The sequence below is a fragment of the Pantoea sp. SGAir0418 genome, assembly GCF_043529865.1.
On the sequence record NZ_CP027913.1, the window covers coordinates 35,657 to 62,001 of the forward strand.

Sequence of the window (26,345 nt, forward strand, 5' to 3'; positions counted from 1 at the left end):
GTAGCTTGTCAAACGTAAACGATTTCTGGCAGTGCAAAGGAAATCCACCTGTTATCTCCGCTATATCCCGGACAAACTTATTGGTTGTTTAAGGTCTGCGACAGAGCGGGGATCTCACACAGCCCGGCACCTTTGACTTTCATTTCCAGTTCAACATTGCGATGTAGCAATATACTCACAGCGGCAAACATCGCTGGCAGCGCCAGAACAAAGAAGATGGCTGACTGGCCGGGAAACGCTCCCAATAGCAACCCGCCCAGCGAGGAGCTAAGGATAGCGCCCGTGCGGCCGATGCCGTGCATCCAGCTTACGCCGGTGGCGCGAATTTCGGTCGGGTAGTAGGCCGGAGAGTAGACCTGCAGCCCGTTCTGCGCGCCGTTAATGCACATGCCAGTAACAAAAACTACCATGCCGAGCGCCACACCACTCAGGCCCATCAGCCCCTGGATCATCAGGCAGGCGCAGCCAAGGAAATAGACCATACCGATAACCCATTTTGCGCGCAGCTTATCCATTAGCGCGCCGACAATGATACCGCCTACCGGGCCGCCAAGTTGGAATAACCCGGCGATAATGGCAGCTTGTTCCATCGAGATGCCGCCTGAACGCATAATGGTGGGCAACCAGCCGTTCAGCAGATAGATAACGAACAGGCCCATAAAGTAGGTCAGCCAAAGGATGATGGTGCCGCGCGCAAAACCATGACGAAACAGCTCCGCTATGGTGCTTTTGCGCTTCACGCCGGGAGAATTGAGGATAAAGGCGTGATTGGATGTAAAGTTCCCACCCATGCGATTCAGCAGCGCGGCAATCTGTGAGCGCGGCGCCTTGCGTACTACCAAATTAAGCGCTGATTCCGGCAACAGCCAGCCTATCACTGGCAGCATCAGTAACGGCAGCGCGCCCCCGAAAATCAGCACCGCGGGCCAGTTGTAATGAGACAATAACCCGGCAGCGATAAATCCGCCCAGTCCTGATCCAATGTTAAAACCGCTGAACATCAGCGTGATCATGATGCCTTTGCGGCGTTCAGGCATATATTCAGATAACAGCGTCACGCAGTTCGGCATCACGGCACCCAGCCCTAATCCGGCGATAAAGCGCAGCAGCGCCATCTGCATGGGCGAGGCGGCAAAAGCGCAGGCCAGGCTGAAAGCGGAGAAAATCAGCACAGAAAGTAGAATCACGCGCTTGCGGCCATATTTGTCGGACAGGGGCCCGGCTATAAGCGCGCCCAGGGCTACGCCAAACATCGCTGCGCCCAGAATTGGCCCCATAGCGGAGCGGCTGATGCCCCACTGTTCAATCAGCGCTGGTGCGATGAAGCCCATCACGGCGGCGTCATAGCCGTCGAACATAATGATAATCAGGCACAGCGCCAGCACGCGCCATTGAAAAGCTGAAACAGGGCGCGCGTCAATCCACGCTTTAACATTGACCAGGTTATTAGGTGTCATAGGATACGCTCTCTACTGTGTTACATACGGCAGCTATTGTTGTGGTGAGAGGAAATTAACAATCAGCAAACACGTTATGCGCGGCGCCAGCCTCTGTCTGTCAAAAAAGGCTTTTAGCGATATGAGTTGCGTTTATATTGTGATGGGTTTAACACTGGGAGAAGTGGCAGAAAAGCTCGTCAGAGTACAGCTGTTGAACACTCTGACGCGGGCCCTTAAAGGTTATTGTATGAATTTCGTTTAGGCTCTTTGCGCCATTACCGCGTCGATACAATCCAGCAGCGCTCTGGCTGCGGGCGAATGCAGCGCGCCCTGACGAAACGTTAGGCCAATTTCTCGTCGCGTATCGGGCAAATTCAGGGTTAACGGCGTCAGTATGCCAGAGCGCAATTCATATTCCAGCTGATGGGATGAGACCGCTGCAACCATATCTGAATACAACAGCACGCCCCGTACAATAGCCAGATCGCCACTCTCTACCACCGGCTGCGGCTTCGGCATGCCTAACGTTCCAAAGGCGCGATCCAGCAGGTGACGGGCAGGGCTGTTTTCCCGAGGCAGGATCCACTGTGTCTGCGACAGATCTTGAGGGGTCAGTGGGCGCCCGGCCAGTGGATGCCCCGGCCGCGCGAGCAGAACGAGTTCTTCATTAAACAGCATCTGATTCAGAATATCCGGCACTGCTTCGTGCTGGCGCAGCGCGCCAAGAATAAAATCGATATCTCCGGCGCGCAGCTCAGAAACCAGCGAGCTGAATACGCTTTCGTTGGTAACCACCTTGACGCCTGGATAGCGTGTTACCAGCTGGGTAATCGCCTGCGGCAGCAGGCTGCTGCGGCATAGTGGCAGAGCGCCTACGTGCACGGTGCCGGTCAGAATGCCCTGCTGTGCCGCCAGGTCTTCCGGGATATGGCGGATCTCGTTTAGCGCCCGGCTGATAAAGGGAGCGATCTCCCGTCCGGCGGGTGTCGGCATCATGCCTTTTGGTGTGCGCTGAAACAGCGCCAGCCCTGCTCCTTTTTCCAGCACCTTCAGTGCCGCGCTCACCGCCGGCTGGCTGATGTCGAGTGAAACCGCCACACTCTGGGTATGATGAAACCGGCACAGTGCGAGAAAGATTTGCAGGCGCCGCAGGTTGAACAGCCATACGGGTTCCGCCTCTTCACGGTGGCTATCACGCTGCTTCAGCTTGCTGAGCAGAAGCGGAATCTGGTGCAGCTCCTGAATCGCGCGGCGCGCGCGCGGCAGCACGCATTTTCCCATCTCGGTCAGCAGCATTCCTGTCGCGTGCCGCTCAAACAGCGGCGTCGCTAAACTGTGTTCAAGATCGCGGATCGAACGGGTAATGGCTGACTGCGTGCGAAATAATTTGTCGGCGGCGTCAGAGACGGTACCGCGCTCCGCAATCATGCAAAAGGCACGTATTTGCATGATTTTAATAAGATAATCCTGATTTTTATTTTGCATTGTCGCGACAAGGAGTTTGGAGGCTTCATCACAACATAAATAAAAATCATAGCTCGTGCAATGAAAGGCATTATCCGCGCTTTTCCTGTCATGCCAGGATGAAAAAAACAGCAAATGCAGGGTGTAACGATGGAAAAGATGGCGAAAAATACCGGCTTAGTGGTCAGTGCACATTCCGCAGATTTTGTCTGGCGAGCGGGTGGCGCGATTGCGCTGCATGCATCACAGGGCTATGAGATGCACGTGGTCTGCCTCTCCTACGGCGAGCGCGGTGAATCGGCGAAGCTGTGGCGTAAGGGCAATATGACGGAAGCGCTGGTGAAGCAGAAGCGGCAGGAAGAAGCGGAAGCCGCAGCAGAGATTCTGGGCACCAGTATTGAGTTCTTTGATCTCAGCGACTATCCGCTACGGGCAGACAAAGAGACTCTTTTCCGTCTGGCGGACGTGTTCCGCGCCATCCAGCCACACTTCGTGCTGACCCATTCGGTCAACGATCCTTACAATTACGACCATCCGCTGGCTGCCAACCTCACCCAGGAGGCGCGCATTATTGCTCAGGCGGAAGGCTACCGGCCGGGTGAACCTATTATCGGCGCGCCGCCGGTCTACTGTTTCGAGCCGCATCAGCCCGAGCAGTGTAACTGGAAGCCTGACGTGCTGCTGGACATTACTTCAGTCTGGGACAAGAAGTATGCCGCTATTCAGTGCATGGCGGGCCAGGAGCACCTGTGGGAGTACTACACCCGCGTGGCTCTGCAGCGGGGCGTACAGGCAAAACGCAACGTTGGCATCGCCTCGCCGAAGGTGATCAGCCACGGCGAAGGCTACCAGAGCCTGTTCCCGCGCGTGACGGAGGATCTGTCATGAGCCTGGTGAATAAAAAGGGCGTGGTGGTGAGAAACATTTCGCGCGCTGCGGCCGATCTGGTGGCGGACTTTGCGCGCTATGGGGTTGCCACTACTCATGAGGCGCAGGGGCGCAGCGGCCTGCTTGACATGCGGGTGCGGCCGGTGCAGCAGAACTGCGCCATCGCGGGCAGCGCCGTCACCGTGCTGGTGTCACCCGGCGATAATTGGATGTTTCATGTAGCGGTCGAGCAGTGTCATCCCGGCGACGTAGTGCTGGTGGCGCCGACCTCCCACTGCCATGACGGCTTTTTCGGCGACCTGCTGGCGACCTCGCTGCAGGCGCGTGGGGTGGTTGCGCTGGTTGGCGACATCGGTATCCGCGACAGCCAGACGCTGCGCGAGATGAACTTCCCGGTGTGGTCACGGGCGGTCTGGGCGCAGGGCACGGTCAAAGAGACATTGGGATCGGTGAATGTGCCGGTGATCTGTGCCGGGCAACTGGTCAATCCGGGCGATATCGTAGTGGCCGATGATGACGGCGTGGTTATCGTCCCTCGCGAGCAGGCGGTGACGGTACATGCCGCTGCGCAAAAGCGCATGGATGCGGAGGAAGGTAAGCGTCAGCGCCTCGCCGCCGGCGAGCTGGGGCTGGATATTTACCAGATGCGTCCAGCGCTGGCGGAAAAAGGACTTCGCTACGTGGACAGCCTTGACGAACTCGGGAAGGCCTGACGATGAAACAGACCTTTGTTCCTTGCCTTCTGATGCGCGGCGGCACTTCGAAGGCCGCCTGTTTTCTGGCAGCTGATCTGCCCGCCGAAGAGGCGCTACGCGATCGCGTGTTGCTGGCGGTGATGGGCTCGCCCGACTCGCGCCAGATTGACGGCATCGGCGGCGGCGATCCGCTCACCAGTAAGGTCGCCATTATTTCTGCTTCAACGCATACGGATGCGGATGTCGATTACTTGTTTGCACAGGTGAACGTCGACAAGGCCGTGGTGGATTACGGGCAAAACTGTGGCAATGTGCTGGCAGCGGTAGGTCCTTTCGCGATTGAAAAAGGACTGGTGGCGGTGCAGGGCACCACCACGCGGGTGCGCATTTTTATGGTGAACACCGGCCAGGTCGCCGAGGCCGAGGTCCCCACGCCTGGCGGTGCGGTTGAGTATGAGGGCGACACACAGATTGACGGTGTGCCCGGCTATGCCGCTGAGCAGGTGCTCAGCTTTCAGGATATCGCCGGCTCCAGCTGCGGCGCCTTGTTACCGACAGGCAATGCCTGCGATCGCTTCGACGATATCGACGTTACCTGCATCGATAATGGCATGCCCGTTGTGCTTATAAGGGCGGCGGATTTGCAACGCAGCGGACTAGAAACACGGGAACAGCTGGATCAGGACGAAGAGCTAAAATCACGCCTGGAATCCATACGATTACAGGCGGGACCGCGGATGAATCTCGGCGATGTGACACATCGCACCGTGCCGAAAATGACAATCGTTGCCGCGCCCACCCAGGGCGGCACGTTGACTACCCGTACGTTTATTCCCCATCGTTGTCATGCTTCAATTGGCGTCTTAGGCGCGGTAAGCGTGGCTACCGCTTGTCTTATCCCTGGCTCCGTCACCGATAACGTGGCCAGTGTCAGTCATGTCCGGGAACAGCGGCTGGCGGTAGAACATCCCGGTGGGCAGTTCAGTGTCATGCTGACGCGTGACAACGCGGGTAATATTACCAACAGCGGCCTGATCCGCACTGCGCGTCTGTTGTTTGACGGCCGGGTCGCAGTCCCTGGGTCTTTATGGTCCGGAAATTGAGGAGAGAAGGTTAATGCGCATTGCAATTATAGGCTTTGGAGAGGCAGGGCAGATTTTCGCCCAGGACCTGGCGAAGACGGCCGAGGTGCGCGTCTGGGACAATAAGTTTTCCGGTCCGCATGCGAAACATCTGCACGGCGTTGCAGCGCAATGCGCAGTAGAGCCTGCCCGTTCGCTGGCTGACGCGCTGGATGGTGCCCGTCTGGTGCTGTCGCTGGTGACGGCAGGCAACGCGCTCGACGTCGCAAAGCAGGCGGCGCCGCTACTGAGTACGGAGCAGCTTTTTCTCGACTTAAACTCTGTCGCTCCTGAGACGAAGCGTGCCGCTGCGCAGGCTGTCACTGCTGGTGCAGGGGACTATCTCGACGTAGCGGTGATGGCACCGTTACCGCCGGCCCGATTGGCGACGCCTCTGCTGATCGGCGGGCCGGAGGCACATGCCTCGGCGGAAGCGCTGAACGCGCTGGGCTGTCATGCGCGCGCCGCCAGCGAGCGCATCGGCGATGTCTCTGCAATCAAGATGTGTCGCAGCGTGATGATCAAAGGGCTGGAGGCGTTAACCACCGAATGCCTCAGCGCGGCGAGGCGCTACGGGGTGGAAGAGGCGGTGCTGCGCTCTCTCCATGCCAGCTTTCCGTCGCTGGGATGGGATGCGCAACTGCCACACTATCTTATCAGCCGCGTGGCGGAGCACGGCGTCAGGCGCGCCGAAGAGATGGGCGAAGTGGTGAAAACCCTGCAGGACGTGGAGGTGCCCGCGGCCATGAGTCGCGCCACGCAGCAGGTGCAGGCGGCGCTGCCGGCGCTGATGGCAGCGTGTGAGCTTTGCTACAGCGATTTAACACCTTTCATTTGGCAAGATGCGCTGGACAAACTGCAGCCTGGAACAGAGCACTGAGCAGCAACGCCGTTGGAACAAATAAACGCAATCTTCTCAGCGGCGCGATTTTTTTCAGATACAACGTGAGCGAGTCGTTTGTGAATTACGCCTCTGTTGCGTTTAAAGTCCAGGCTGACAACGCGGCCTACCTTACCGGTCAGCACACCCGATCCCTTCTCTTCCCCGTTATAAATTTCTCAAGGCTGGTGACCAATATTAACGGTGGCCTGTTTTAACCCGTCCGCTCAACGCGGCAAAATAGCACGCACGGAGCGCCTCTGGTTCTCACGTCACAGAATAACCTTTAGCCAAAAAATTTTGGATAACGCTTTATCGCAGCTCAGGACCTGTTACCGATGTCACAATATAAATGAAACTCATACCTTTTGTTGTAAAAGCCACTGAACGTCTGCGTGAAAGCCAGGTACCTTATCCCTTAATAACGATGAAACAACAGTACCTATAACGACACGGGAGATTTTCATGGCAAATCAACTTAATGAGCCCTGTTACGATATTGCTCACCTGGCGCACGTCGAAATTTTTAGCGACAGATTTGAAGAAAGTCTCCATTTCTTTGTTAACGTTTATGGCCTCACAGTCTCGGCGCAGGATGAAGATCATGCATGGCTGCGCGCCTGGGATGATTATGAATTTCATACGCTGAAGCTGACGCGCCATCACACCACCGGCGTCGGGCACATCGCCTATCGCGCCAGCTCGGAAGCGGCGCTGATGCGCCGCGTGGCTGCCATTGAGGCCAGCGAATATGAGGTGATCGGCTGGCAGGACAACGACCAGGGGCACGGCCGCGCCTTTCGCTTTATGGATCCTTTCGGGCATGTTTTCGAGATTTACTACGATACAGTGCGCTATCAGGCTGACGCCGCCGAGCGCCCGTCGCTGAAAAACCTGGCGCAGCGCTACCACGGCCGCGGCGCCTCGCCGCGCCGCCTCGATCACCTCAACCTGCTGGCGGCGGACGTTGCTGAATTCAAGCAGTTTATGGAGACCTGCCTCGGCTCGCGGGTGACTGAGATGATCCAGCTCGATAACGGCCGCATCGGCGGCTGCTGGTTCACCATCAACAATAAAACCTACGACCTGGCCTGCACCGAAGAACACGGCGGCGGCAACGGCCGTCTGCACCATGTGACATACGCCACCGACACCCGCGAAGATATTCTGCGCGCGGCAGACATATTTCTCGAAAACGGCGTCCACATCGAGACCGGGCCACACAAACACGCCATTCAGGGCACATTCTTCCTCTATGTCTGGGAGCCGGCGGGCAACCGCGTCGAACTGGCCAACTCCGGTGCGCGCCTGATTCTGGCGCCAGACTGGCAGATGATCGTCTGGACCGAGGCGGAGCGTAAAAAAGGACAGGCGTGGGGGCTGAAAACGATTGAGACCTTCCATACCCACGGCACGCCGCCGGTGTCCAGAGCGCCGAAAGAGTAATTCAGCTGCAAGCCGGGACGCACAACTCCTCTTTTTTTATCTGACGACAAGAACCGCATGGGACAGAGACGTAGGTGCCTCATTGTCCTCTCTCCAGCTTTTTTATCTCCAGGCGGCAGGTGAACAATGAAAACAGGATGGTACGGTGAACTGAATCAGGACGAGAAAAAAACATGGTGGGCCTGTCTAGGGGGATACATCCTTGACTCCATGGATAGCACCATCTATTCGCTGGTGATGCCGATACTGCTGAGCCTGGCGATCCTTACTAAAGCGGAGGCGGGCATTTTAGGTTCGGCCTCGCTGATCGGCAGCGCGCTGGGTGGCTGGAGCGCGGGCATGCTTTCCGACCGCTGGGGCCGTATACGCGTGATGCAACTGACGGTGCTGTGGGTCGCCTGTTTTACCGCGTTGACCGCGCTGTGTGGCGAGTTCTGGCAGTTTCTTATCGTGCGTTTTCTGCAGGGGCTAGGCTATGGCGGCGAAGTGGTGGTAGGTGGCGTGCTGATCAGCGAGGTAATCCGCGCCAGCTATCGCGGTCGGGTCGGCGCCTCTATCCAAAGCGGCTATGCGCTGGGCTACGCCATCTCGCTCAGCGTCCTGCCGGTGCTGCTTAGCTTTTTCCCGCAGGAGATCGCTTGGAAGCTTTTTTTCCTGATCGGCATTGTGCCGGCGATTCTGGTCTGGTTTATTCGCCGTCTGGTGCCGGAGTCGCCCGTTTTTTCGCAAAGCGCGCCGCGTCAGCAGAAGCGTGACATTACCGATATCTTTAAGCGCAGGCATCGCCGCATCACCGTGACGGCGACCTTGCTGGCCAGCGGCATTTTTGGCGGCGCTTATATTATGATCACCTGGCTGCCAACCTATTTGCGCATGGAGCTTGGGCTGCCGGTGGTGTCGATGTCGGGCTATCTGGCGATTAATATTCTGGGGTCACTGATCGGTCCCTTTATTTATGGCCGTCTGAGCGACAGGTTCGGCCGCTGGAAAACCATTATTTTCTTTTTGCTATGTCAGACAGGCGTGGTCAGTGTCTATATGTTTGCCTCTATCAGCCTGGATATTACGCTGGGGCTGGGCTTCCTGCTGGGGGCGCTGCAGGGGGGCCTGGCATCTGGCCTGACGCCCGCCTTCTCTGAGCTTTACCCTACCCAGATACGCGGCAGCGGCGCCGGATTTTGCGCCAGTTTCGGGCGCGGATTTGGTTCCCTGATGCCAGCGCTGGTGGGGGTCGCCTCAAGCCATATCACGCTGGGCTACGCCATGGGCGTGCTGGCTATAATCTCCTACTGCACAGGCATTATCGCCGCGCTCTGTTTGCCGAACTCGACCGGCGTGGATTTAACACAGGTAAGGTAACGGGGATCGGAAATATTTAAGATCAGGGGTTCGTCCTGGATAAACAGCGACGGGTAGCCGGCTATAAGCAAAAAGTGACAGTAATGCCCTGCGCCTTCGCTGCGATAGCGCAGAAGCAGGGTAACAGTATCTGTTGGAAATTCCGGGACGCACCGCAGCGAGATGAGTTGTCAGCCACAGGTCAACAACGTCCTGAATCACTTTTTGCCGGTTCACTGGATTTATAGTGAAAAAATTCGCACTATAAGCCGCCATTTCAGGGATCTCAGCAGACAGCCCTAAGCGGCTAGGTAAACTTAATGTCTATCCATATTAATAATGTAACCCTGATTTCCCATTTTTAAATGTCACCTTCTGCTGTTTTCTGATGAAGAGAAAAGGGCAGTGAGCTCATTTTTTCTGGCTGGATTTAATCAGTGATGGTTCAGCCAGAACCGGATTGATTGCCCTGAGCTGTGCCTGAATCTGCGCCCGCCTTTTGGGCATACTCTGGCTGCGCTTTCTTTTACCTGCGGCTTCCAGCTCATCCTGCTTTTCCTGCGCCAGTTTCAGTACCGCACCGAGCCTTTTATTGTCAACGATGCGCCCCTGACTGATGCACTCAAGCTTGTCGAACATCTGGTATTCCAGGATTCTGCTGCCGTGACGGAATGTGAGCGTACCGTCCGGGTAGTCAAACGCCAGGATTTTTTCTCCGGCTATGCGTGAGTTTTCCTCAGTGGGTTCAACCAGATACAATATTTTATCGTACTGACACGTCAGTGATTTTGAGAGCGTACGCAGCGTCTGCCAGGCGAAGATGTCATCCAGCTCCGGGCTGCTCTCTGAGACTGTGCGGTGCAGGTTTTTCGGGTATTTGGCCGGTCTGGCAAAACGACGGTTGAAGTCGCTGATGAAAGTTTCCAGCCAGGCGTTAGCGTTATCAATCCCGGTAATGTTCTCCAGCCGCATTTCTTTAACCAGTCGATCCTGCAGCGTCAGATTGGCGCGCTCGACGCGGCCTTTAGCCTGCGAGCTGTTGGCACAGATAAGATCGATGTTCAGGTCGTGTAGCGCGCGTCCGAACTGCGTCATGCCGGTACGTCGTGTCTCGGCCTGGCTGACGCGGAACACCGCATGCTTGTCACTGTAAAACGCCACCGGCTTGCCGTGTTTATCTATGTAGTCGCGGGTGGCCATCATGTAATCAAAGGCCGACTCACTCTGACAGAAACGCAGGTGCATCAGACGATCGGTCGCGTCATCAACATAAACCAGCAGGCAGCATTTTGGTGCGCGGCCTTCGAACCAGTCATGGTGTGAGCCGTCGATCTGGATAAGCTCGCCAAGGCAATCCCGGCGCTGGCGCGGCCGATAAATCCGGGGCTGACGGCGAGCGTGTGGGATCCAGAGTCCGTCCGCGGTCATCCAGCATCTCAGCGTCTCAACGGAAATCGTAATCCCGTGACGCTCTTGGAGTTTTTCTGCGGCAAGTGTGGGGCCGAAACCCACGTAATTTTCACGTAGCAGCGTCAGTATGCGGTGGCGCAGAGCTTCATCAATGCGATGCGTGCCGGGCTTGCCGCGTCGTGCCTCGGTAAGACCGGCTGCACCAGACTCGCGGTAGCGGTTCATCAGCCGCTGAACCTGACATTCGGTAAGATTAAGCTGGGAGGCCGCATCACGGCGGCGAAGACGTTTTTCAATGACCGCCTGAATGACGGAAAGGCGGTGAAGCTCTTTGTTCGACATGGTCACCAGCATCAGCAGAGATCTCTCAGAAAAGGTGGCAAACGCGCCGCATCTGGGTGACATTATAAACTAGCTAAAAAGTGACATTATCAAATTGGAATCTCACTTAACTTCTATTTTTTTGCGTTATGTTAAATGGAGGGTGGTATGCCTTATTAAAAAGCGCGGCAGACCGGGCATTGATTGTGACTTCAATATGTTATATCGATAAAGCGCTTTGCTAAAGTCCTGCTTCATGCTGATAAAAAGCAGTATATCTGTTGGGCTGCCGTCAAAATTGTAGAGCACCCGATATTCAGCCTCTACGTCCAGCTGCTCCCGAAGCATCAGTCCCCGGTCGGAAAGATAAAAGTTGTCGCGGTACATTTCCGGCTCCTACAGAAAACGGATCTCTAAATTTCTTTTTAGTCAGGTAACCACGTGGGTAAGGCCGGATAACTTGAACAGGGTACGCTTTGTCATTTAGCTTTTCAAAGCTGTAAACTTAAAAAAGCCACCTAGTCTGGTGGCTATAAAGATGATTTTAACTATGCATAATAACGATGGGCAGGCTCTCTTTCCTTGAGGACCGTACTTTGCTTATTTTACGCTTCTGCATATTTTATTCTGTATTTTCTTTTTAAAGAAATAGTAAAAACCGCTCCTTTTAAGGAAGGTTTTATTTACCATGTCTTTCCGATATTAAACTGGAATTGCTCCGCTTTATCCCCGCTATATTTTTTCAGCGGCAGCGCATAGGAGAATACCAGCGGGCCAAGAGGGGATTGCCACTGAAGCGCAACGCCGCTCGATACGCGGATCTGGCTGGGATCGCTATAGTCGGGAATGCCCGCTGCACGCGTCTCGGCGGTATTTTGCCAGCCCGTATCCCAGACGCTGCCGGCATCGACAAACAGCGAGGTGCGCAGCGCATCGGCGTACCTATCGCCGACAAAGGGCGTTGGCACAATCAGCTCGGCGCTCGCGACAGCCATGGCGTTGCCGCCCACCGCGTCGCTCGATTTTTCTATCGGACAGCTGCCATAGCTGCTCTCCGTGCCGTTACAGCGGTAGTAGGCGGCCTTCGGCCCAATGGTATTGGAGGAAAAACCTCGCACCGAACTTGAACCACCTGCGTAGAAATTATCGTAAAAGGGCACCTCTTTGCCGCCCAGTCCGTCGGCGTAGCCCGCTTTGGCACGACCCATCACGACCCAGTGGCGATCGCTGCTTAGCGGGAAATAGGCGTTGGCGCTGAGGGTGCTTTTGTAATAGCTGTTGGTCGAACCCGGGATAGTGACTTTGGTATTAAAGCCAGCGCTGACGCCCGAGGTGGGGAAGAATCCGCGGTCGAGCGAGTTATAGTTCCAGCCAATATTCCAGAAGAAATCGTTGGCAGTGAAGGTTTCGTCGCTGGCACCGTCGTCGTCGACCGTGCGCGTTACCACCGCTGGCGTAACGCCCTGCGAACCGAGGTAGCGCCACATCGACACCTGAGGCGCCATATTGCTGACGCGATTGTAGACGTAATCCAGCCCGCTGCTGACGCTGCTGTTTTCGCTGACGGGAAAGCTCAGCGTACTTCCGGCGCCCAAGCTTTTCAGCGTATATTCAGAGAGATCGTTATCCTCTGCACTGTAGTCGTTGTAAAACAGCTTTCCGCCGAGGCTGACGCCGTCCACGGTGAAGTAGGGATCGGTGGCGCCGATTTCGACATAGGTCTGGTAGCTGTTTTTCGTGCCGCTGAAGCTCAGGGTGTTGCCTGTGCCCATCCAGTTATCTTGGGTGACGCCCAGCTGATAGCTGATGCCGCTGTCGGTACCGAAGCCCAGGCCAACGTTGAAGGTGCCTGTATTGCGCTCTTTGACCTTGTAGAGCACGTCCACCTGATCCGCGCTGCCGGGCACCGGCTGCGTCTCCACCTCCACGCTCTCGAAAAAGCCGGTGCGGTTAAGGCGCGTCTTGCCTTGCTCCACCCGATCGCTGGCGAGCCACGCGCCTTCCATCTGCCGCATTTCGCGCCGCAGCACCGCATCTTTCGAGGTATCGTTGCCGGAAAAACGCACCTGACGTACTGAATAGCGCCGTCCCGCCTCGACGTTAAGCTGCAGTCTAACGCTGTTATCGGCATCGCTGATTTCCGGCTGCGTCCTGACCTGCGGGTAGGCGTAGCCGTAGCGACCCAGCAGAGTTTTGATTGCCGCTTCGTTCTCGGCGATCCTGGCGCCGCTGTAGAGGCTGCCGGGCGCAAGGGACGCAATTTTTTCAATTTCGCTGGCGTGTCCCGCCATATCGCCGCGCACGATAACGCCCGACACATGGTAGCGCGCCCCTTCGCGGATATTAATGGTGAGGTAAATACCCTTTTTATCCGGCGTCAGGCTCACTTGGGTAGAATCAATGGCAAACTTGGCATAGCCGCGATCGAAGTAGTAGCTGCGCAGCGTTTCCAGATCGCCTGTGAGCTTTTGCTTTTGGTATTTCTGGTTGGCGGCGAGGTTCCACCAGGGCACGTCGTCGCGCAGCTGAAAGTGGGAAATCAGATCGGCAGAGGTAAAGGCCTGATTGCCTACAATGTTGATCTGCCTGATTTTCGCGGAGACGCCCTCGGTAAAGACAAAGCGCAAATCGACGCGGTTGCGCGGCAGGGGAGTCACCACGGCTTTAACGCTGGCGGTATATTTTCCCTGGCTGTAGTAAAAATCCGCCAGTGCTTTTTCAATATCGGAGAGCGCAGTGCGATCCAGCGCATCGCCCACGCGCACGCCCGATGCCGCCAGATTCTGCTGCAACTGTTCATCTTTGATTGCTTTGTTGCCAGTGAAAGAGAGGCTGGCGATTGCCGGACGCTCTTTAACCTTGATCAGCAGCGCATCGCCGTCGCGCAGCACCTGGACGTCATCGAAATTTCCGGTCGCGAACAGCGAACGGATAGTATGGCGCACATCCTCATCGCTGACATGCTCACCAACGCGTACGGGCATATTGAGCAGTGCCGCGCCGGGCGCTACGCGCTGCAGACCGTCAAAATGGATTTCTCTCAGCGTAAAATCGTCCGCTCCTGAAGCCGCGGTGAATAAAATAAAAAATAAACCCGTTAACGTTTTTTTCATCTGCTTGTTGCCTGCCGTTTTTCTGTGCCTGCTTCAATGGCTTTCCCGCACCGCATGCTGTTGAGTAAAACGCCCTGTTATACTCGCAATATGCAGCAATATGATGGGGAAGAAGACAACTTGCTTTGAAGGAAATTCAGCTGGTTTCGCGTGTTTTCATTTGCTTTACGGAAGACAGGCTTTTTACTGTATAAATGACAACGGTGGCAAAACCATCAGTTAAACCGTATAATTTTTAAAGGTCGAGAAAGACTGAAAAATCTATGCATGAAATGTTGAGGCTGGTTTTAAATGTCCGGGTTTCAGCTAAATTGAAATGTCCGTCAGGTCTTGCCAAATATCTCCTGGCTGCGGGTCTGTAAGTCAGTAAGGGCTTCGAGCAAATCATTTTCATCTAAAGAGCGCTGTGACTTCTTCGCCGGGTCTTTTTTCTGTCCTCTGCGACTGGGGCCGCTGCCTGACGGTACCGAGAGTGAACGCGTGCTGTCGCGCTTTTCCTGAACCAGTTTAGCCACAGCCAGCGCGTGTCCCAGCCTCTTATTCTCAACGATGGCGCCCTGGTCGACTTCCGTCAGGCGGTCATAAGCAGAGCAGGGAAGTGCAGTACCATTTGCCCGCAGCTCAATTTTTCCATCCGGATAATGATAAATCTCGATATATTTCCCCATTACCTGACGACTTTTATCATTGTCTTCAAGCAGATAAAGCGTTTTATCATACTGGACTGTAAGCGATTTTGAGACGCGCCCTGGCTCGCGCCACGTGAATATCAGATCCGGATTATCGTCTGCATCAAGTGCCCGGTTAACGTTTAAATCATGTCGCGGTTCTTTCGCAAAACGCCGGTTGTAGTCCGCCATGAACTCAGCGGCAAAGGCGTTGGCTGCTTCCGGCGTGCTGATTTTGCGCAGCCGCATCTCCTTGACCAGCCTGTCCTGAAGCGTCAGATGTGCGCGTTCAACACGGCCCTTGGCAGAACTGGTATTAGCACAAATGCCGGTGATGTTCAGCTCGTTCATCGCGCGCCCGAACTGCGTCTGACCGTCACCGCCAGCCGCATTTTTGTTGTTAATACAAAAAATGCTGGCTTTGTCGCTGTAGAATGCCAGCGGCTTACCGTGCTGCTCCAGATAGCCGCGCGTGGCGTCAAAATAGGTGAACGTGGACTCAGATTTTACGAAGTGGAGCTGCATCAGGCGGCTGGTCGCGTCATCAACGTAGACCAGCAGCGTGCAGGCAGGACCGCGTTCCTCAAACCAGTGGTGATCGCAGCCGTCGATCTGTATCAGCTCGCCAACGCAGGCGCGACGATACCGCGGCTGCTGGATCCTCGGCGCACGCATTTTCCGGGGGATCCAGAGTCCGGCTCGAACCATCAGCTGACGCACGGTCTCTTTAGACAGCACAACGTCATGGAGTTCGGCCAGCTTCTCGCAGGCGAGCGTCGGACCAAAGTCGGCGTAGTTATCGCGGATGATGCCCAGAGCATGTTCAGCAAGGCCAGGCACAAGCTGGCGATTACCGCGCAATCCACGGCGTCGGTTCGCCAGTGCCAGCGGCCCGGATTCGCGATAACGTGCAAGCAGACGCCGGCAGTGGCGATCCGTAAGGCCAAGTCGTTGTGATGCAAGCGAAGTGGTGAGCCTGCCATCAATGACGTCCTGCAGGATCTTGAGGCGGTTAACTTCATTCATCGTAAAGCACTCCGAACCGTAAGCCGTCATCAGTTGCGTCCTCAGCCGGGAAACCCTGGAAAAAGGACGATAAAGCGGACATCTCAATATAGCCAGAGGCGGACATCTGAATTTAGCCATTACATGAAAAATGCGTATAATGCTATTTATGTTAAATTGCTCATTAACATATTTACTATAAGCTAGCTAATAACAGGTGATATTCTTCAAGTTGGTTGTCTCACGGATCATGAGTATTATTCGCCCCCTTGCTGAGTTTTAAGGCCTCAAAGCCATAGAAGCATATTTATCATATGAAAAATAGCAGTTGTCGTACATAACGCACTGAATTAATTGGTAAATATTCTTGTCTCTTTTGACTTTATGAAATCATTGCGTCCTCATGTAAAATTTGATGTAATCTTGAATTAAGAATATTCCTAATTGCTCAGTTATGGGATCCAGTGGCCACTCAAGGAATTGAAATGACAATTGACTCACATCAACTTATTTCTTTGTTTAGAAAATATGGTTTTGAATATAAAAAAAGCTCTTCAGGAAATGGATTTTATGCATTTACTTTTAAAACCGGTTTCTTTCACAATGCTGAGGTTGTTTATACTGAGGAATCAAATTCCGAAGACGTAGAGAGATGTTTAAATGATCTAAAAAACATTGGCTACTCTACAAAAAAATCTTTATTCAAAAGTTTAGAGGAAGTCGCCGAACAACTCTTTAAAGGTTTTTTTAATGTAGATGAGTGGAAGGATAGAATTTCTTACGAGTATGGTCATTACTGTAATAAAATGATATCCCTACTTCCGGATGGTGCCAAAAATTATAGTTATGTACAGGTCCCATTTGAAAAAGACAATAATAAATCAAATAGTGGACTAATTGAAGATATTTTATCAGAAATTAATAAATCGACATCTCAACTTATTATCATCGAGGCACCCGCTGGTTTTGGCAAGACTTGCACTTCTTACGAAATATTGAACTCATTGATTTCAGATGACGATGCGCCACTTCCATTCTTCACTGAGTTTTCAAGAGACCGACAAGCAAAAGTATTTAGCCATGTTTTTGTACGCGAAGTGGATAGAAGTTTTAGGAATGTAAAGAGTGATTTAGTAATTGATGAAACAAAAAATGGAAGAATTGTTTTAGTTCTTGATGGGTTTGATGAGCTTTTAAATGAAACATCTACTAATAAATCAAATGAAATTGATTTTGAGAAAGCTCAGCCAATGCTTGAAACCATTGGAGAGTTGCTTACTAATTCCGCAAAAGTAATCTTAACATCCAGAAGAGCTGCAATATTTGATGGCGAGATTTTTCAGGAATGGAAAGATAAATATCAGGACAATTTCAACGTAGTAAGATATAAGCTTAACTCTCCTGAGGTTAGAGACTGGCTTAGTATCGACCGAATAAATAAACTAGAAGAGTCTGGCTTGGATATAAAAAAACTGTCTAACCCTGTCCTTCTAGCTTTTCTCCGCTCTGTCGAGGATGAAGAGTTCAGTAAATTATGTGGTCAGAGTTCTAAGATAGTAGATCACTATTTCCAAGCAATGCTTGAAAGAGAAAGAGAGCGCCAAGATTTATTAATGGTCCCTCATAAACAAACATCAATCCTTTCCATGATTGCATTAGACATGTGTGAAAATGATTACACTAGTGATAATAGAGAAAAAATCATTTCACTTATTAAAAATAAAAGTTTGGATTTGCTCGAAGAAACAAGACATTTGTATCCTGGCAAAGATCGTCCGACAATTGATGCTCTGGCAAGCAAAATTGCAACACATGCTTTCTTTGATAGAAGTAATCAAGGAGAAAATAAAATTGAGTTTGTTAATGAATTTGTTTTTGGAAATTTTATTGCAAATGGAGTTATAGCTAATCATTCGAATGAATGGTTAGCAAATGATGAGCGTTTCGTTGAGCCAGCAGTTCAATCTTACTTACCAAGAAATGCTGAGGACCGAATCTTACTGTGGGAAAGATTAAGTGGTATGAGAGAATTTTTAAGTGCCACAGATCATATGAAATATGAATACATGCTTTGCCAAGAAGTCGATCAAGCTGTTTATGTAGAAACAACGATAACTGGACTTGACTTTGATAGTGCAATATTTTTCCCTAACAAAACAATCAAGAACTCAGTATTCAATGAGTGTGTGTTCTCCAATGTTGTATTTAACTTCAATCACTTCAAAGATGTGACATTTATATCTTGTCAATTCTATGGTTGTGAATACGATAATAACAATCACCCGTACGACATAAGTTTCTTAAATTGTTCTGACAATAATGGTATTATAAATCAAATTGAATATTTTGAAGCATCCCAGAATGATGAAGACCTAGAACTTCAGCTGGAAAAAGAAATTTTGTCGAAATTTATGCAGTTGGGTTCAAATTCAATATCACGGCTACATATATACACTGGTGTGCTGTATAAAATTGATGGTTACTCAAGAAAACAAATAACCCGAGCCATTAAAAATCTTAAGGAAAAGGGTGTTTTAGAAAACGCTAATAAAAGTTCCTTTACAGCCATAAATAGATTTAGCGTGGGTGAAGTTAAGAAGATTTTGGGGCGATAAAATGAATAATTTTTGTTTTAGTGATACATTACGGATTGATGTTGAAGATCTAATATCTTCAAAGCTTAACAATTTGGGTATTATGTTCAGACTGTTTGCAAGAAATAAAGACACCCAGTCATTAAATAAGAAGTTAGAAAACCCCAAATATGGAATAACTCATAAAATCCAAGACGCGCTTGGGGTGAGAATTGCTTTATATTTCAATGATGATATAGAATTAGTTCATAATATTTTGAATGAAGTTTTCATTGAAAGAGAAAAAGATCATAGCATTGACATAATGACAGCCGCTGAATTCTCTGCGGTTCGTTATAATATCATATATGAGCTTCCACCAGAATTATTAAATGGGGAGCGAAACTTTCCTGGCGCGTCACATCTAATTGACTCTACATTTGAATTGCAAATACGTTCTATCTTATCTGAGGGGTGGCATGAGGTAGAACATGATCTTAGATATAAAGCGAAGCAGGATTGGATTGGAAATGATGTTGAAAGCAGAAAGTTAAATGGTATTTATGCAACATTAGAGACATCTGAATGGACTATGATAAAAATTTTCGATGAACTAGCTTATAAGCATTATAAAAATCACAATTGGAACAGCATGCTTAGGCAGAAGTTTAGACTAAGACTCACTCCGCAAGAACTACATCCTGATATAGTAAACTACTTAAATGCACACGTGCATGTTGCAAAAGAAATTTTCAGAATCCCAAGAAAGACTTTGCTCAATAAAATGTCTGAAAGAGATTACACGCTACCCTTAAATGTTAACAATCTTGTTTATTTTAGTAATTTATTTTTTATAAATAATGAAGGTCTAAACTCATTAACTCCAAATGTTTTTAGTGAGGAGTTTACTGCAAATTGATTTGCTAAATAATATTTAATTGGAGAGAGCAAATTGCTCTCTCTTACCCTAGTGATTAGATACTAATTCTGAATGTAATTTCTAATTTACTCACCTTAATAATTTATTGTCTAAAATTATTATTCGCTAATCAATCACCAAGCTTATCAAGATAGCTTCATATAATAGGGTTTATATGAAGCTGGGATCCTCCCGAGGATCCGGGTATGATGGGGATCCGGCCTGCACGGGCTCAAGGCGAACAAAAATGCGGCAGCGCTGCGTGAATTCTGCAGGGGTAAGGCCCTGCTATTTACTCAGAATTCACGTAGCGACGCCAGACGGAAAATCGGCGGAAACATGATACATACGGCACTCCTGCCGGGCCTGACCGGCCCGGAGAACGGCGACATCACCGGGCGGCTGCGCGAATTCGTCAGCGATCGGGAAGCTTTCTCGGACAACACGTGGCAGCAGCTGCTCAGCGTGATGCGCATTGCCGGCCGCTGGGCGGCAGAGCACGGCCGGGCGCTGCTGCCGATGGCGCCGGCCGATCTGCGCGATTACCTGCTGTGGCTGCAGGCGTCCGGACGCGCCTCCTCCACCATCAGCACGCACGCCGCGCTCATTTCCATGTTACACCGTAACGCCGGACTGATACCGCCTAACGTATCGCCGCAGGTATTCCGGGCGGTGAAGAAGATCAACCGCACCGCCGTTATTGCCGGCGAGCGTGCCGGTCAGGCCATTCCCTTCCGCCTGCAGAACCTGCTCTCGCTCGACGCGTGCTGGTCAGTTTCCGATCGCCTGCAGCAGCGGCGCGACCTTGCATTTCTGCACGTGGCCTACTCCACCCTGCTGCGTATCAGCGAGCTGGGCCGCCTGCGCGTGCGTGACATCTCGCGCGCGGCGGACGGCCGGGTTATCCTGGACGTGGCGTGGACCAAAACCATTGTGATGACCGGGGGGCTTATCAAGGCCCTGGGCGACCTCTCCTCGCAGCGCCTTACGGAATGGCTGACGCTTTCAGGGCTGGCCGGCGAACCCGATGCCTTCATATTCGGTCCGGTTCACCGCTCGAACCGGGCAGTCGCTGCGACTGAAAAGCCCCTTTCCGCCCGGGCGCTGGAAGATATTTTTGCCCGCGCCTGGCTGGAAGTAGGCGATACCGGCAGTGTGCGGCCAAACAAGGACCGCTACCGCGCCTGGTCCGGTCACAGTGCGCGTGTCGGCGCCGCCATTGATATGGCCACGAAAAAATACAGTACCGCGCAGATCATGCAGGAAGGAACCTGGAAGAAGCCGGAAACGGTGATGCGTTATATCCGACACGTTGACGCGCATGCGGGGGCAATGATCGATATGATGAAGCAGTTCGACTGATTTCCGGCACCAGATGCAGTAAGTGACCATTGCTGAGTCTCGAAATCTAGACAAGGTACAAAGCGGCACTGTATAACGTAAAACCCCAACAGAGGAGCGTTTAAACCTTTATGCGTGAAACCCGTGGTTTCTGCAGCAATAGTGTGGCTGGTTATCAGCGCCCGCGCCGCTATTACATTTGAGCCTCTTTTCCTTCAAGATGAGTCATCGCTTCAAGAATGGATGACCAGCTAGCCTGCAGGGCCAGCGCAAAGTTGTATATCCTCATGCCATTGTTAAGAAATAAATCGCACGTTTTTGCCCCGATATGCATCCTGATCTCCCGGATGAGGCTGCGTGCCGTCAGCTGGCACGTCCGGCGATCGCTGATATCCAGCAGGTTGGGGTCAGTTTGGATGTCGAAAATTATTGTACGTTTAGGCGATTTTTGTACCTCTGAGCTATGGCAAAGCTTAACCACATTGACAGGCAGCTTTAACCGAGGAGAAGACGCTGACCGTCTTCCGGTTCGAGTCTTAACGCATTTAAATCTTATATTAACTCAAGGCGCCCCACCCTCTGATGTCCAACCAAGTCCATAAATCGTATGAGTATATGTTATCGAATGAAGCCTCTGGCTAAAGCTTAAAACGACAATATCCCGATAAGTCTGTGACGGGAGTGAACTCCACTTTCCATAAAAAGTGGATATGCCGTTAGCCGTCAGGTTCGAAGTGAGCGAAGATCTGACATATCTAACAACATTCCGTTAGATTAAACGGGGATCTGGTCAGTTTTGTTAGGCATACAACAAATTGGTTACCATGAGCAACAAAATATGTTGAAAATATCCTCGTGATCTCAAACTGTTTGAATGCCTATCTAAGGATATCAATCACTAGGCGTGGGTGCAGAAATACTCACTGTGTAATTATTTTCTGTGTTATCCATTCCCGGAATATTTGCATTGAAAGTGTTATTTTATTGGTTTTTTGCCATGTTAACCAGTATCCATCATCACCTGAATAAATATCAAAAGGCCTGACAATTAACCCCTGTTTTATTTCACGATCAAACATGATGTCAGGTGCCAACGCTACGCCATCCATAATCATTACAGCATCAATAATGAGGCGCGAGGAATCGAAAACTGGTCCAGTGATTCTGGTGGGTGCTATACCTGCTGCTGCAAACCAGCTATCCCACTCCTCATGTCGATAAGAGCGTAATAATTTCTTACCGATTATATCGCCAGGCGTTAGCAGTCTCATGGCCGTTTCAGGTCGACATAATAGCGTCAGGGGAGCATCAAGGAGTAGTTGGTTATGAGATGAGGCCCAGTTACCAGAACCGTATCTTATAGCAAAGTCGACACCTTCTCCAGCAATGCTTACGACATTATTATTCGTTTGGATACTGAGTTCGATTGTGGGATACTTTTGCTGGAAATCTTCAATTTTAGGTAAAAGCCAGCCCAGCGCGAAAGTACCCACACAAGATATGGACAGTGCCTCCCTGATTGCACCCCCTTCAAACTGACGATAGGCTTTCTCAATACTGTTAAATCCGTCTGCAATCTTCGAGTAAAGCAACCGGCCCTCATCGGTTAACTCAAGACTACGTGAAAGCCTTTTAAATAGAGTTACCCCTAATTTTTCTTCAAGCAGCCTGACCTGCTGACTGACCGCAGCCTGAGAAACGAAAAGCTCCATACCTGCCCTTGTAAAATTGAGGTGCCGTGCAGAAGCTTCAAATGCGCGCAGAGCATTAAGCGGGATATCGCGTTTCAACCTTACCCTCGGAAAATCTTATGACTGTCATCAAATTATACTACTTTTTCTTTTAAGAGAATTATTTTATTTTCACTTGGCGTCCATTGAAGGGGGGGGATTATGCCAACGTTTATTTTAATGCCCCCATACTTTTCGTCGTTTCAAAAAAAAAGGTGCTACATAATGATCACAAACAAAAGAAGGATATCCGGTATAGTACTGCTTGCCGCAACAGGATATTCACTCTCTGCACATGCGTCCTTTGACCAGCAAACGTTACAAAAACAGATTGAGATGCTTGAGAATAAATCAGGTGGGAAGCTTGGTCTTACAGCCGTGGATACGTCTGATGGTATGACGTATTCGTGGCGAGGCGATGAAAGATTCCCGATGTGCAGCACGAGTAAAGTAATGGTTGTTGCGGCGATATTAAAGAAGAGTGAAAGTAATAATAATCTTCTCACCAAAAAAATAACTATCAATGACGGTGACATGGTCAATTACAATCCTGTCACCAGCAAGTATATTGGTTCGTCAATGACTATCACCGAGCTTAGTAAGGCGGCTTTACAATACAGTGATAACGCTGCTATGAACAAATTACTGTCTTTTCTTGGTGGGCCACGGCAGGCCACGCAATTTGCCCGAACCATTGGAGATAAAGCCTATCGTCTAGACAGAAACGAGCCAAGTCTTAATACAGCTGTCCCTGGTGATAGCCGTGACACAACCACCCCTTCAGCAATGGCTGAAACTCTCAACAAACTTATTTTTGGTACTGCGCTTAAAAAAGAACAAAAAGCAAAACTAACGGAATGGATGAAAGGGAACACAACAGGATTAAATAGTATAAAAGCGGGCCTTCCAGATGAGTGGGCAGTGGCAGATAAAACCGGCAGCGGGGACTATGGCACGACTAACGATATTGCGGTTATCTGGCCAAAAAACCATGCTCCTGTCATCCTGACCACCTATTTTACGCAGCCTAAAAAAAATGCATCAGCACGTAAGGATGTGCTTGCCAGTGCGGCAAAACTGATTGCAGAGGCAATCAATAATTAACATTGTATGATAAGATTTTGTATTTTTTCTCACTTCTAAAGTCGGCTCATTATGAGCCGACTTCCTGTGATAAGCATTTGCAATTATGGTTAATTAAACTCTAGGGCAGGTTTTATCATTGCAAATTTGAGTTGATTAGTACTCTAATTATAAAGTAGTTTATAGGATGAAGTTTTTGATGAAATCCACATGGGTCCGCAATATTATACAAAGGTTTAATAACAACATAAGATTTAAAGTGTGAATATTTTTCTTATTTATTTATAGTGGCACTATTTCGATTGTCATTCGTTATGATGCGTTTAAAATATTACACTAATTAGGTTTGTGATATATTTATGATGCTGTTTCTGGCAGGACTGTCAGCATATCGTTTTATGTGGCAGACATCAGCCGGAAAAAAAAGGATTTTTTCAGCGCCAGGGAAGAGGGAAGAGGTAAGAAGTTTTTCGTTAAAAAAATCTTCTAACTCCAGACGCTACGATGTCTCAAGTGCCAGAAGCACCCATGTATATGACAACAACTCTCCTGCTTTAACTCATTATTTTCCCCAGGGGGTTAGAAAAAAGGAATGCATTTACCAATAATTCAATGGGCACGAAGTCGTGCCCTAATATAACCTAACTTACTAAATAATATTTTTACTAAAATACCCCTTCAGATTTTAATGTTTTAATAACAGATGGTCTTTCAAGGAGGCGTATCTTAAATGCTTCAAGTTGAGGGCTTATAGCAATATTCATAATATTAGCCCAAGAGAGCATTACAAACAGGTAGGTATCCGCGATAGTCATTTCGTCGCCAGTCAAAAAAGAATTATCGCTCAATTGCTCTGAGATGTTTCCGAAGCGTTTAGCAAGATTATTTCTGGCCCGTTGTCTTTCAGCATCAGTAGCATCCTGATAAAAAAGCGGCCTGAAGTTAGCATGCAACTCGGTTGTCATAAATTCAGTCGCTTCCAGGGTTTTCCATCGCATTAAGCCTTTCTCGGCAAGCAGGCTGCCTGCTCGTTCAGATATGTAAACCAGTATCGCCAGGCTTTCTGTCAGCAGCGTACCATCCTCAAGTTCAAGAGCTGGGGTGTAGCCCTTTGCGTTTATCGCATTAAAGTTACGCCCATCTTCAGTGAGTTTGTCACGTCCAACCTTGACGTATTGATGTGCTATGTTGGCTTCATTTAATGCAATGTGTGCAGCCTGACTACAGCCTCCAGGTGTGCCATATAAAATCATAGTACCTCCTTCTGAATTAGCTTAATATAATGATATATTGTAATTACACAGGGGCAGTATATTTGACATTCAGCAAGCTGCCTAGAGCGCACAATTATTGGAGTAAGTCACATGAATATGCCTACCCATTCAGATATCTCAAGTTGTGAGGAAGCAAGTGAAGTATTAAGTCATATAGGTGACAAATGGACAGTTCTGGTCGTTGTTGCCCTGAAAGACAAGCCAAGAAGGTTTAATGAAATTAAGCGTTACTTAAAAGGGATATCTCATCAGATGCTTACTCGCACGCTTAAAAATTTATTACGGGATGGTATGGTTGATCGAACAGTGTTTGATACTGTACCTCCACAAGTTGAATACAGGCTCAGCGAGTTAGGTCAATCCTTATCTCAAGTACTAAAGGGCCTTACTGACTGGGCACAAATGAACTCAAAAACCATCCTTTTGAGTCGGTCATTATACAATGATAAAAATGCGGAATGATTCTCAAAACTCATGTTCTTAATACTTTCCGTGGCATTTAATCTTACTCTTTTCGATAAAGAAGAAATGATTGGCCACGTCATTGCCGTTAAAAAAATCAAAGCGAAACCGATTTAACGTGCCGCGCTGATTTGGCATTTACGGTGCCCCCCTGTGCCGGCTATTGTTCAGCTCGAAAAACGCTGGGCACACATCTGCCTGGTGGACAGCCCGGAGTCTGGCGCTTACGGAACAGGGCATCATTTTTTATAAATAGGTCATCATTGCGCTTGAGGCGAGAAGACAGGTTGAGCAGAGCGTGTCCAGAAACGGAGATATTTTATGAGGCGACGCGTCCACTATGGTATTACGCAAGTAGGAATTACTGTTAGTAAGATAGCATCTCGTCTGCTCCGGGCTGTAAGGTAATGTCAGCTTGAATTGCCACGGATTATCTAGACACATCGTAAGTGTTAAGTGAGCACCGTATTGACGGCTATAATTGGTGAGGTCTACGTTCCATGGCAGAAGTTCTGCCACTTTGTTACTGGGCCACTCCGGCAGTACGCTCAGAATGTATCGGAGGTAGGCTCCCGAATCGATGCCATTGAGCCTGCACGTTCCGATAAGACCATACAGTCGAGCTCCACGCTCGCCACCGTGATCGCTGCCGAAGAAGATGTAGTTTTTCTTACCAAGGCAGACCGCTCGTAGCGCGCGCTCAGCAGCGTTATTATCCGCTTCTGCCAGACCATCATCGCTGAAGTAACACAGCGCATCCCACTGGTTCAATGGTATAAGCGAACGCCTCGTCTTAATCTTCCTCTTCGCCCCTCTCCAGCGAGTCACAGCGCTTCTCCTGCTGGACGCCGCCAGACTAGGTTGCCCGTCGGCAGTAGTCGCAGCCCGCGGCGACATACCAGTGTTTAACGATGACGCCGTAACGTCCCGTCAGCGCACACAGCACCTAGGGCGAGGGCGGCGACCTGGGCGTATCGAAGTCGGCGTCATAGGGCCTGCTGCGTAGTACAGGAGGTTATCCGGCTTCTCGGGGAGATGACGGATAGCTTGAATGCAGAGGGGTACCCCGGTCTGTTCCGGCTGGCGTGCAGAGCAAAAAAACCGCGCGTTGAAGCCCGTGAGCAACATTCACTCCATTGACTGGCCCGCTCCGTTCAGTCCCGCCGTTCGTCTGA

The 26,345-nt window shown here is 50.5% G+C and carries 20 protein-coding genes and 1 pseudogene; 11 read left to right on the top strand and 10 right to left on the bottom strand.

All coding sequences use genetic code 11. The features are described 5' to 3' along the window. Positions 1-77: 77 nt before the first annotated feature. Positions 78-1,457, bottom strand: a complete 1,380-nt coding sequence (locus tag C1N84_RS22490; protein ID WP_394542006.1) for an MFS transporter — start codon at positions 1,455-1,457, stop codon at positions 78-80. 240 nt (positions 1,458-1,697) lie between these two features. Continuing rightward, a complete protein-coding gene (locus tag C1N84_RS22495) occupies positions 1,698-2,924 on the bottom strand; it encodes a LysR substrate-binding domain-containing protein (RefSeq protein ID WP_394542036.1) in 1,227 nt (408 codons plus the stop codon). 129 nt (positions 2,925-3,053) lie between these two features. Between C1N84_RS22495 and galB the strand changes: the two genes are divergently transcribed. From galB to C1N84_RS22525, 6 genes are all read left to right on the top strand, one after another. Continuing rightward, entirely contained in the window at positions 3,054-3,791 is a 738-nt protein-coding gene (gene galB, locus C1N84_RS22500; protein ID WP_394542008.1) for a 4-oxalmesaconate hydratase, read from the top strand. Further along, the gene (locus C1N84_RS22505) at positions 3,788-4,504 is read left to right on the top strand and encodes a 4-carboxy-4-hydroxy-2-oxoadipate aldolase/oxaloacetate decarboxylase (RefSeq protein WP_394542009.1); all 717 of its coding nucleotides are present in this window, start codon (positions 3,788-3,790) and stop codon (positions 4,502-4,504) included. The genes galB and C1N84_RS22505 overlap by 4 nt, the downstream gene beginning before the upstream one ends. 2 nt (positions 4,505-4,506) lie before the next feature. Then, positions 4,507-5,589: a 4-oxalomesaconate tautomerase gene (locus C1N84_RS22510; protein WP_394542011.1), complete on the top strand. Its 1,083-nt coding sequence runs from the start codon at positions 4,507-4,509 to the stop codon at positions 5,587-5,589. A 13-nt stretch (positions 5,590-5,602) separates the two neighbouring features. Continuing rightward, positions 5,603-6,487 carry an NAD(P)-dependent oxidoreductase gene (locus C1N84_RS22515; RefSeq protein WP_394542012.1) on the top strand — a complete coding sequence of 295 codons (885 nt, stop codon included), beginning with the start codon at positions 5,603-5,605 and terminating at the stop codon, positions 6,485-6,487. 465 nt (positions 6,488-6,952) lie between these two features. Next, a complete protein-coding gene (locus tag C1N84_RS22520; protein WP_394542013.1) occupies positions 6,953-7,933 on the top strand; it encodes a VOC family protein in 981 nt (326 codons plus the stop codon). A gap of 126 nt (positions 7,934-8,059) precedes the next feature. After that, entirely contained in the window at positions 8,060-9,292 is a 1,233-nt protein-coding gene (locus C1N84_RS22525; protein WP_394542014.1) for an MFS transporter, read from the top strand. 390 nt (positions 9,293-9,682) lie between these two features. Here C1N84_RS22525 and C1N84_RS22530 read toward each other — a convergent pair whose 3' ends face one another. The 4 genes from C1N84_RS22530 to C1N84_RS22545 all read right to left on the bottom strand — a co-directional run bounded on the left by C1N84_RS22530 (position 9,683) and on the right by C1N84_RS22545 (position 15,839). Then, positions 9,683-11,023, bottom strand: coding sequence for an ISNCY family transposase (locus tag C1N84_RS22530; protein WP_394542038.1), 1,341 nt, complete (start codon positions 11,021-11,023; stop codon positions 9,683-9,685). 126 nt (positions 11,024-11,149) lie between these two features. Beyond that, positions 11,150-11,389 (bottom strand): hypothetical protein, encoded by a 240-nt coding sequence (locus C1N84_RS22535; RefSeq protein WP_394542015.1) that lies wholly within the window; start codon positions 11,387-11,389, stop codon positions 11,150-11,152. A 296-nt stretch (positions 11,390-11,685) separates the two neighbouring features. After that, positions 11,686-14,115 carry an outer membrane protein assembly factor BamA gene (gene bamA, locus C1N84_RS22540; RefSeq protein ID WP_394542017.1) on the bottom strand — a complete coding sequence of 810 codons (2,430 nt, stop codon included), beginning with the start codon at positions 14,113-14,115 and terminating at the stop codon, positions 11,686-11,688. A gap of 323 nt (positions 14,116-14,438) precedes the next feature. Beyond that, complete coding sequence (locus C1N84_RS22545; protein WP_394542018.1) at positions 14,439-15,839, bottom strand: ISNCY family transposase; 1,401 nt, start codon at positions 15,837-15,839, stop codon at positions 14,439-14,441. A gap of 434 nt (positions 15,840-16,273) precedes the next feature. On the opposite strand from C1N84_RS22545, the gene C1N84_RS22550 reads away from it, so the two are divergent. The 3 genes from C1N84_RS22550 (at position 16,274) to C1N84_RS22560 (ending at position 20,642) form a co-directional block, all read left to right on the top strand. Then, on the top strand, positions 16,274-18,403 hold the full coding sequence (locus C1N84_RS22550) for an NACHT domain-containing protein (RefSeq protein ID WP_394542019.1): 2,130 nt from the start codon (positions 16,274-16,276) through the stop codon (positions 18,401-18,403). A 1-nt stretch (position 18,404) separates the two neighbouring features. Next, on the top strand, positions 18,405-19,280 hold the full coding sequence (locus tag C1N84_RS22555) for a RelA/SpoT protein (protein WP_394542020.1): 876 nt from the start codon (positions 18,405-18,407) through the stop codon (positions 19,278-19,280). 339 nt (positions 19,281-19,619) lie between these two features. Then, positions 19,620-20,642, top strand: a complete 1,023-nt coding sequence (locus tag C1N84_RS22560) for a tyrosine-type recombinase/integrase (RefSeq protein ID WP_394542021.1) — start codon at positions 19,620-19,622, stop codon at positions 20,640-20,642. A gap of 172 nt (positions 20,643-20,814) precedes the next feature. On the opposite strand, the gene C1N84_RS22565 is transcribed toward C1N84_RS22560, so the two are convergent. Beyond that, the gene (locus C1N84_RS22565) at positions 20,815-20,955 is read right to left on the bottom strand and encodes a hypothetical protein (protein ID WP_394542022.1); all 141 of its coding nucleotides are present in this window, start codon (positions 20,953-20,955) and stop codon (positions 20,815-20,817) included. A gap of 586 nt (positions 20,956-21,541) precedes the next feature. After that, on the bottom strand, positions 21,542-22,411 hold the full coding sequence (locus tag C1N84_RS22570) for a LysR substrate-binding domain-containing protein (RefSeq protein WP_282955163.1): 870 nt from the start codon (positions 22,409-22,411) through the stop codon (positions 21,542-21,544). Positions 22,412-22,576: 165 nt separating this feature from the next. On the opposite strand from C1N84_RS22570, the gene bla reads away from it, so the two are divergent. After that, positions 22,577-23,455, top strand: coding sequence for a class A beta-lactamase (gene bla / locus C1N84_RS22575; RefSeq protein WP_394542023.1), 879 nt, complete (start codon positions 22,577-22,579; stop codon positions 23,453-23,455). A 644-nt stretch (positions 23,456-24,099) separates the two neighbouring features. Here the strand turns inward: bla and C1N84_RS22580 are convergent. Next, positions 24,100-24,687, bottom strand: a complete 588-nt coding sequence (locus tag C1N84_RS22580; protein ID WP_282955165.1) for a glutathione binding-like protein — start codon at positions 24,685-24,687, stop codon at positions 24,100-24,102. A gap of 111 nt (positions 24,688-24,798) precedes the next feature. On the opposite strand from C1N84_RS22580, the gene C1N84_RS22585 reads away from it, so the two are divergent. Beyond that, a complete protein-coding gene (locus tag C1N84_RS22585) occupies positions 24,799-25,170 on the top strand; it encodes a winged helix-turn-helix transcriptional regulator (protein ID WP_282955166.1) in 372 nt (123 codons plus the stop codon). 480 nt (positions 25,171-25,650) lie between these two features. Here the strand turns inward: C1N84_RS22585 and C1N84_RS22590 are convergent. Next, a pseudogene (locus C1N84_RS22590) lies at positions 25,651-25,941 on the bottom strand (transposase domain-containing protein); the annotation flags it as partial. Positions 25,942-26,345: the final 404 nt, after the last annotated feature.

Bases quoted from the DNA above. Each gene is read 5' to 3' on its own strand.
- C1N84_RS22490 (WP_394542006.1), bottom strand. From the start codon at position 1,457: ATGACACCTAATAACCTGGTCAATGTTAAAGCGTGGATTGACGCGCGC.
- C1N84_RS22495 (WP_394542036.1), bottom strand. From the start codon at position 2,924: ATGCAAAATAAAAATCAGGATTATCTTATTAAAATCATGCAAATACGT.
- galB (WP_394542008.1), top strand. From the start codon at position 3,054: ATGGAAAAGATGGCGAAAAATACCGGCTTAGTGGTCAGTGCACATTCC.
- C1N84_RS22505 (WP_394542009.1), top strand. From the start codon at position 3,788: ATGAGCCTGGTGAATAAAAAGGGCGTGGTGGTGAGAAACATTTCGCGC.
- C1N84_RS22510 (WP_394542011.1), top strand. From the start codon at position 4,507: ATGAAACAGACCTTTGTTCCTTGCCTTCTGATGCGCGGCGGCACTTCG.
- C1N84_RS22515 (WP_394542012.1), top strand. From the start codon at position 5,603: ATGCGCATTGCAATTATAGGCTTTGGAGAGGCAGGGCAGATTTTCGCC.
- C1N84_RS22520 (WP_394542013.1), top strand. From the start codon at position 6,953: ATGGCAAATCAACTTAATGAGCCCTGTTACGATATTGCTCACCTGGCG.
- C1N84_RS22525 (WP_394542014.1), top strand. From the start codon at position 8,060: ATGAAAACAGGATGGTACGGTGAACTGAATCAGGACGAGAAAAAAACA.
- C1N84_RS22530 (WP_394542038.1), bottom strand. From the start codon at position 11,023: ATGTCGAACAAAGAGCTTCACCGCCTTTCCGTCATTCAGGCGGTCATT.
- C1N84_RS22535 (WP_394542015.1), bottom strand. From the start codon at position 11,389: ATGTACCGCGACAACTTTTATCTTTCCGACCGGGGACTGATGCTTCGG.
- bamA (WP_394542017.1), bottom strand. From the start codon at position 14,115: ATGAAAAAAACGTTAACGGGTTTATTTTTTATTTTATTCACCGCGGCT.
- C1N84_RS22545 (WP_394542018.1), bottom strand. From the start codon at position 15,839: ATGACGGCTTACGGTTCGGAGTGCTTTACGATGAATGAAGTTAACCGC.
- C1N84_RS22550 (WP_394542019.1), top strand. From the start codon at position 16,274: ATGACAATTGACTCACATCAACTTATTTCTTTGTTTAGAAAATATGGT.
- C1N84_RS22555 (WP_394542020.1), top strand. From the start codon at position 18,405: ATGAATAATTTTTGTTTTAGTGATACATTACGGATTGATGTTGAAGAT.
- C1N84_RS22560 (WP_394542021.1), top strand. From the start codon at position 19,620: ATGATACATACGGCACTCCTGCCGGGCCTGACCGGCCCGGAGAACGGC.
- C1N84_RS22565 (WP_394542022.1), bottom strand. From the start codon at position 20,955: ATGCATATCGGGGCAAAAACGTGCGATTTATTTCTTAACAATGGCATG.
- bla (WP_394542023.1), top strand. From the start codon at position 22,577: ATGATCACAAACAAAAGAAGGATATCCGGTATAGTACTGCTTGCCGCA.
- C1N84_RS22580 (WP_282955165.1), bottom strand. From the start codon at position 24,687: ATGATTTTATATGGCACACCTGGAGGCTGTAGTCAGGCTGCACACATT.
- C1N84_RS22585 (WP_282955166.1), top strand. From the start codon at position 24,799: ATGAATATGCCTACCCATTCAGATATCTCAAGTTGTGAGGAAGCAAGT.